General features: G+C 64.0%; 5 protein-coding genes and 1 riboswitch. All 5 genes read right to left on the bottom strand.

Annotated features, from left to right (window positions below):
- On the bottom strand, positions 1-1,227 hold a 1,227-nt coding region (locus EOA85_RS22225), incomplete at its 3' end, for a DUF3419 family protein (RefSeq protein ID WP_127211183.1).
- 82 nt (positions 1,228-1,309) lie between these two features.
- Complete coding sequence (locus EOA85_RS37635; RefSeq protein WP_245485950.1) at positions 1,310-5,116, bottom strand: hydantoinase B/oxoprolinase family protein; 3,807 nt, start codon at positions 5,114-5,116, stop codon at positions 1,310-1,312.
- 18 nt (positions 5,117-5,134) lie between these two features.
- A complete protein-coding gene (gene cobW / locus EOA85_RS22210) occupies positions 5,135-6,172 on the bottom strand; it encodes a cobalamin biosynthesis protein CobW (RefSeq protein ID WP_127211182.1) in 1,038 nt (345 codons plus the stop codon).
- Positions 6,169-6,600 carry a DUF1636 family protein gene (locus EOA85_RS22205; RefSeq protein WP_127211181.1) on the bottom strand — a complete coding sequence of 144 codons (432 nt, stop codon included), beginning with the start codon at positions 6,598-6,600 and terminating at the stop codon, positions 6,169-6,171. Before EOA85_RS22205 ends, cobW begins: the two co-directional genes overlap by 4 nt.
- A 37-nt stretch (positions 6,601-6,637) precedes the next feature.
- Positions 6,638-6,842: riboswitch (cobalamin riboswitch) on the bottom strand.
- A gap of 29 nt (positions 6,843-6,871) precedes the next feature.
- Positions 6,872-7,364 (bottom strand): crosslink repair DNA glycosylase YcaQ family protein (locus tag EOA85_RS22200; protein ID WP_164759800.1); only part of this gene is annotated, 493 nt, incomplete at its 5' end.

The following is a 7,364-nucleotide window of genomic DNA, read 5'->3' as shown; positions in this document are numbered from 1 at the left end:
GAGATGGAAGCCGCCATAGATGGCCGACCGGTCGCGGGCCGAGAATTCGCGCGACGCCTCGTCCGCATAATTCCACTGGTCGAGCAGCGAATTCGAGACCCGGCCGGGCAACAGGCTGGGTTCGGCCGCGGTGCGGAAGATGACGCGGGCATCAGTCGAGGCGGTCCGGGTGATCTCGGCCCACAGCGCATTGAGCTGGTCGTCGGTCATCCAGTCCTGTGCGTCGAGCAGGACGAAGCGGTCGACCGAACCGGCATCCTTGCCGGCGAGGAATTCGATCAGATTGGCATGGCGAATGGCGACGCGGTCGACATTGTTGCGGATCGTCTTGTAGTTGCGCTTTTCGAGATAGGCGGGCAGCGCCGCCTCGCCGGGGTTGGGATAGCGGCGGGCAAAAGCCTGCCAGGCGAAATAGTTGTTCTGTAGCGGAAAATCGCAGGCGAGCTTTTCCAGCCGGGCCTTCAGGACGCTGGCCATGGTGCCGTCGCCCGAGGTGATCAGCGAATCGTACTGGGCCGGCGGAATGCCGAGGCCGAACAGCGAGGCTTTTCGGGAGGTGGCCCATTTCAGCAACGGCTTTTCGAAGACCGGCGCCAGTTCCTCGTCGAAGAAGCGGCGCTGGTCGGCGAGGCTTTTGGCTTGCATGATGCCGGCCGGATCGACACCGAAGAATTTGGCGGTGCGGTGACCCATGGCGATAAACAGCCCGAGCAGCCCGGTCTGGTAGAAATTACGGTCGAAGACGGCGATGCGGCGACGGCCGAGCCAGTTGCGATGTTCCCAGTAATGGCGGCTGACCGGGTCGAGATGCGGCGCGATGAAGCGGTCGTAGGCTTGCGAATTGTGACGGGTCTCGGCAGCGCCGAAGAAACGGAACAAGTCACCCTGGGACGGCAGATGGCGCACCGCTTCGAGCTTCATCCGGTTCAGCGCGATGTGGGCGGCGTTGAGATCGACGGCGTCGATCCTTTCGGGCGACCGGGTGAGATAGGCGAGGATGTTGCAGCCGCCCGAGGCGATAGTGACGACGCGATGGCCCTGGCCAAGCTGCATCGCGTCGATGTCGACATCGGGGTCTTCCCAGATCTGCGGATAGACGAGGCCGGAAAACAGCAACGCGAAGAGCCGTTCGGAGAGGCCGGCCTTCGACAGCGGGCGGTTCTGGTAGACGGCTTTGCCAACTTCCTTGCCGCGGCGAAAAACCAGTTCTCCGGAAAGATCCGTCATGACAAGGCGATTCCCGTTTGCTCTGGCGCAAGCGGGTAGCGCAGGTGGATGACAGGCGGGTGACAGCCCTGTTGAGATGAACTCAGGCCTCGCCAAATCCGCCTGGCGTCGGTGTCGTCACAATGACGGCTTCACCGGCCTCCAGCACCGTCTGGTCGCACGCCTTCAGGATTTCGACGCGGCCATTCTTGCGGCGGACCGCGGTCGAGCCGGCCTCGCCATCGCCGCCGCCACCCAGGCCTTGCGGCGGGCGATCGCGGTGAGAGGACAGGATGGCGCATCCCATCTTTTCGAGGAAACGGATGGTGCGCTTGGTGCCGTCGCCGGCACTCCATTTGCCTTTGCCGCCGGAGCCTTCGCGGATGTGGAAATCCTCAAGCAGGACGGGAAAGCGCAATTCCAGCACTTCCGGATCGGTCAGGCGCGAATTGGTCATGTGGGTGTGGACGCCGGAGGTGCCGGCAAAGCCGCGGCCGGAGTTCATCCTGCCTGCCGGCGAGCCGGAGCAGATCGTCTCGTAATACTGGTACTGCTTGTTGCCGAAGGTGAGGTTGTTCATCGTGCCTTGCGCGTTGGCCATCGCGCCCATGGCGCCGAACAGCGCATTCGTGACATGCTGGGAGGTCTCGACATTGCCGGCGACGACCGCCGCCGGATAGGCGGGTTTCAGCATCGAGCCATCAGGGATAATGATGTTGATGGGTCTCAGACACCCGGCATTCATCGGGATCATGTCCTCGACCATGACGCGGAAGACATAGAGCACGGCTGCGCGGGCGACCGGCTCGGGGGCGTTAAAATTGTTCTTCATGACCGGCGAGGTACCGGTGAAGTCGACAGTCGCCTCACGCTTTTTCCGGTCGACCGAGATCTTCACCTTGATGACTTGGCCGGTGTCGGTCGGATACTCGTATACGGAACTGTCGGGCAGTCGCTCCAGTACACGGCGCACGCTTTCGGCCGCGTTGTCCTGGACGTGACCCATGTAGGCCTCAACGACGTCGAGGCCGAAATGCGTGACCATCTTGCGCAGTTCGGCGACGCCCTTTTCGTTAGCGGCAATCTGCGCCTTGAGGTCTGCGATGTTCTGATGCGGATTGCGTGCCGGGTAGGGGTGGTCGGTGAGCAGCGTCTCCAGTTCCTTCTCGCGGAACCGGCCGCGATCGACGATGCGGAAATTGTCGAACAGCACGCCTTCCTCGTCGACCGTGGTGGCGAGCGGCGTCATCGAGCCAGGCGCGGTGCCACCGATGTCGGCATGATGACCGCGTGAAGCGACGTAGAAGAGGATTTTTGGCGATTGGCCGATCTCCCCCCCTGTGGGGGAGATGCCCGGCAGGGCAGAGGGGGGCAACGTCGAGCGCTCAGCTTCGCGATACGCCGCCTCGCCAATTGGAGGCGTTGGCGGGGCAGCGCGCCCCTCTGTCGGCTTCGCCGACATCTCCCCCACAAGGGGGGAGATTGGCCGCTCTTCCTCAAACACCGGCGTCACCACGGTGATATCAGGCAGATGCGTGCCGCCATTATAAGGCGCATTCAATGCAAAGACGTCGCCGGGGTGAATGTCGCCCGAGTTGAGCCGGATGATGGTTTCCACCGAACGGTCCATGGAGCCGAGATGCACCGGCATGTGCGGCGCGTTGGCGACCAGCGCGCCATTGCGGTCGAAGACGGCGCAGGAGAAATCCAGCCTTTCCTTGATGTTGACGGAGTAGGCGGTGTTCTGCAGCGTCACGCCCATCTGCTCGGCGATCGACATGAACAGGTTGTTGAAGACCTCCAGCATGACCGGATCGGCTTCGGTGCCGAGCGCTGCCTGCCGGCGCTTTTTCTCGACGCGGCGCAACAGCACATGCTTCTTGGCGGTGATTTCGGCTTGCCAGCCCGGTTCGACGACGATGGTCTGGTTCGGTTCGATGACCAGGGCAGGACCGGCAACGCTGTGCCCCGGCTTGAGCGCCTCGCGGCGAAAGATGCCGGCGTGACGCCAGATGCCGTCGGCGAAGATTTGCCGTTTCTCCGAAGGGCTTGGGGTTATGTCCTCAAGAACTGAATCGCTTTCCTCGCAGCCGGCGTCGCCGGTGTCGGTGCCTTCCACGCCGACCGATTCGACGATCATCGGCTTTTTGTCATAGACGAAGCCGAACTGCGCCTTGTGGGCCGTTTCGAAATCGCTCTTGGCTCGTGAAATCGAGCGGTGCTCGAAATTCACCGGCAGTGCGGTGTCGGTGCCGTCATAGCGGACCTGCAGCACCGGTTTCGAGGCGACGGTGTCCTCGGCGATGCCTTGTGCGGCGAGCTCGTTGATGACGGCTTTGCGCAATGTCGCGATAAGCTCGTCGATCGCCGGCTTGGAGTCTTCCGCCAGTGGTTTCAGCAGCGCCTGCTGGCGCGACGAAAAAGTCGAGGACAACCCAATGCCATAAGCCGACAGCAGGCCCGAGAACGGATGGATCAGCACCGCTTCCATGCCGAGTGCGTCGGCAACGAGGCAGGCGTGCTGGCCGCCGGCGCCACCAAAACAGTTCAAGAGATATTCGGTGACGTCGTAGCCGCGCTGCACGGAAATCTTCTTGATCGTGTTGGCCATGTTTTCGACGGCGATGGTGACGAACCCTTCGGCCACCGCCTCCGGCGTGTGGCCGTCGCCGATTTCGGCGGCGAGTGCTGCGAATTTTTCGCGCACGGTTTGCACGTCGAGCGGCTCGTTCTGGCCGGGTCCAAAAATGGCCGGGAAGAAGTCGGGCTGCAGCTTGCCCAGCATGACATTGGCGTCGGTGACGGCCAGCGGGCCGCCGCGCCGGTACGCGGCCGGGCCGGGATTGGCGCCGGCAGAATCTGGCCCGGCGCGGAAGCGGCCGGCCTCGTAATGCAGGATTGAGCCGCCGCCGGCGGCGACGGTATGGATGCGCATCATCGGCGCGCGGATGCGCACGCCGGCAACCTCGGTGTCGAAGGCGCGCTCATAGTCGCCGTCATAATGGGCGACGTCGGTGGATGTGCCGCCCATGTCGAAACCGATGACCTTGTCGAAACCAGCGAGTTTCGCCGTCTCGACCATGCCGACGACGCCGCCGGCCGGACCGGACAGCAACGCGTCCTTGCCCTGGAACATATCGGCGGCGGTGAGACCGCCCGACGACATCATGAACATGAGGCGGGGGGATTCCCTCCCCATCGAGGGGAGGGTGGCGGCGAAGCCGCCGGGTGGGGTCGTTGCGGCAGTGCGCGACGTTTCTTTCTGTCGAAGCGCTTCAGGGTGTCGGCGCACTTCAGAGAGGACCCCACCCCCGGCCTGCGGCCGGATCCTCCCCTCTAGGGGGAGGGGGACGACACCGCGTCCCGGCTCATAATAGCCCGCCTTCGGCACGCTGACCGGCTCCGCGACCGCCATGTCCGATCCCGCCAGCCGGGCCAGCCGATGCACCAGCGCTGTCATGTTGGCCGGGCCGCCCTCGCGAAAATAATTGAGCAGACCGTCGAGCTCTTCGCGGGGCAGCGTCGAGCATTCGATCAGCCGCAAATCCTCGTCGTGGCTCTCGCCGGGCAGCAGCGCCAGTTTTATGCCGCGTGCGCGGGCGGTCGAGGCAAGCTGGTCGCAGCCATAGCGCCACCAGTCATAGCCGCCGAGAATGCGAACCAAAATAACCCTGGCGTGGCGGGCGACGCTGTCGATCCAGAGGTCGACGGACATGGGATGGCGCAGATCACGCAAAGCCGCCAGCCGCATCGACGGCAGGCGATCCGCACCTGCCTTCCACGCCGCCGCCAGCCCGGCCAGATCGCTGTCGGTGAAGGACAGCGCCACAACATCCGCAGGCGTCTGCCTGAGATCAACGGGCTCGGCGAGATCGTCGAGCGAGGCGGATGTTGTGGTGAGGATGTGCATCGCGGCTCGTGCCTGGGGTCAGCCGGCTAGGATACGCTCGATGGCCGGGCGGTTCAGTCCTTTCAGACCGATGACGACGAGACGCGAACGGCGGTCGTCCTCAGCGGTCCAGGCGCGGTCGTAATAGTGATTGACGCGCGGACCGACAGCCTGCAGCAACAGCCGCATCGGCTTGCCGCCGACGTCGACGAAACCCTTGACGCGCAGCACGTTCTCTTCCTCCGCCGCCGTGGCGACACGCAAAGCCAGCTCATCGGGATTGGCGATCGACGGTATGTCGATGACGAAGGAATCGAAGTCGTCATGCTCGTGGTCGAGTTCGTCGTCGTGGTGGGTCTTGCGGTTCTCGATGTCGTCCTCGACGGCAAGGCCGAGGCCGAGCAGCACAGACGGATCGACCTTACCTTGCGAGGTCGGCATGATCTTGACGGCGCGCGCGGTGTGCTCGCCGATGATGGCATTGGCGCGGGCCGAACCGGCGGCGTCCATCAAGTCGCTCTTCGACAATATGATCAGGTCGGCGCAAGCGAGTTGGTCCTCGAACACCTCCTCGACCGGGTCGTCGTGGTCGAGCGTCTCGTCCTGCGCGCGCTGCGCCTGCAGGGCGTCCATGTCGTTGGCGACGCGGCCTTCGGCCAGCGCCGGTCCGTCGACCACGGCGACGACGCCGTCCACGGTCACCCGGCTCTTCACCGACGGCCACTGGAAGGCCTGGACCAGCGGCTTGGGCAGAGCCAGCCCAGAGGTTTCGATCAGGATATGGTCGACCTTCGGCGTCAGCGACAGGATCTGGTCGAGCGCCGGGACAAAGTCGTCGGCGACGGTGCAGCAGATGCAACCATTGGCCAGCTCGACGATATTCTCCTCGGGGCAGGTGTCGATGCCGCATCCTTTGAGGATCTCGCCGTCGATGCCGATGTCGCCGAACTCGTTGACGATGATGGCCAGCCGCTTGCCCCCGGCGTTTTCGAGCAGATGGCGGATCAGCGTTGTCTTGCCGGCGCCGAGGAAGCCTGTGACGACGGTGCAGGGCACGCGGGAGACGGAAGCGGTCATGTCAGGTCCTTCAAAAGGTCGAGGGGAGGGATGCGGGCGACGAGGCCGCGCTTCAGACTATCGGGGCGGCCGCGCCATGGAATGAGACCGTCCGTCGAGGTGGCGAAGAGCTTTGCGCCAGTGACGAGATCGGCGCCGCTTGTCGTGGTCAGGTCGCCGAAGACGTAGCTCCAGCAGCCGTCGCGCAGGATCGCGGCGCTCAGCCGGCGCTTGCAGTTGCCGAGGCATTCGACGCTGCGGATACGGATGTTTTCGCCGGAGGCGGCGCGGCGCGTGTCTTCGGCCAACAGTTCGCCGGCGCGGGGATGGCCATCGGAGCCGATCTCGTCACGGCAGGAGGCGCAGACGATCACCGTGACGCCGGCCAAGGGATCACTATCGGGCAATACGTCCGCTGTCTCAGCCGAAAAACTGCTGTCGCGTTCCAAATCAGGCTCCTTGCCCGGAAAACCCGCCAGGCGATCGGATTCTTTTGTCCTAGACGGCAGGTCTCCTGGCTCGCGGGTCATCGCCTTGGTGCCGCCTTCCCGGGACCGTCCCAGTGGTTTTCGGCCTTGGCTCGTCGCTTACAGTTGCGGGGACAGCCGCGGATTTGAAATCGGAATTTCGCACCGCATTCCCTCTTGGCTCCTCCCTTTGCCGAGAGGAGACCGTCTGGATTGGATTTAGGCCTGTGCAGGCAGTCGTGTCAACGCACGTCTACGATGCGGCAATGTTGGCGAGAGCCGAACCCAGGTCGCCGGCCGGAGTCACTTCGATGCGTTCCAGCCCGAGCCAACCCTGCATCAGCTTCAACTCCTCGAAGAGTTCGGCGGCGGTTTTCGGCGGGGCGCCGGGCTCAGCATAGGCGGCATGGACGCGCAGCACGCCGGCGGGGCGGTCGGCCTTGAGATCGATGCGCGCCACGATCCTTTCGCCGAGCAGGAACGGCAGCACATAATAGCCGTACTGGCGCTTTTCGACGGGGGTGTAGATCTCGATGCGATAGCGGAAGTCGAACAGTCTTTCCGTGCGCGACCGCTCGAAGACGACCGGATCGAACGGAGCGAGTAGCGCGCGTGCCTCGATCTTGCGCGGAAAACGGGCGTCCTTGTAAAGATAGGCCGGCTTGTCCCAGCCTTCGACGCGTACGGGCAAAAGATCGCCGGCGTCGACCAGTTCCTCAATCCGGCCCTTGATGTCGGCTGGAGAG

The organism is Mesorhizobium sp. M5C.F.Ca.IN.020.29.1.1, from assembly GCF_003997375.1.
In the GTDB taxonomy this organism is placed as follows: Bacteria; Pseudomonadota; Alphaproteobacteria; order Rhizobiales; family Rhizobiaceae; genus Mesorhizobium; species Mesorhizobium wenxiniae.
This window is presented reverse-complemented; position numbering and strand designations above follow the sequence as displayed.

Coding starts and splice junctions, on each gene's coding strand:
- cobW (WP_127211182.1), bottom strand. CDS start 6,172: ATGACCGCTTCCGTCTCCCGCGTGCCCTGCACCGTCGTCACAGGCTTC.
- EOA85_RS37635 (WP_245485950.1), bottom strand. CDS start 5,116: ATGCACATCCTCACCACAACATCCGCCTCGCTCGACGATCTCGCCGAG.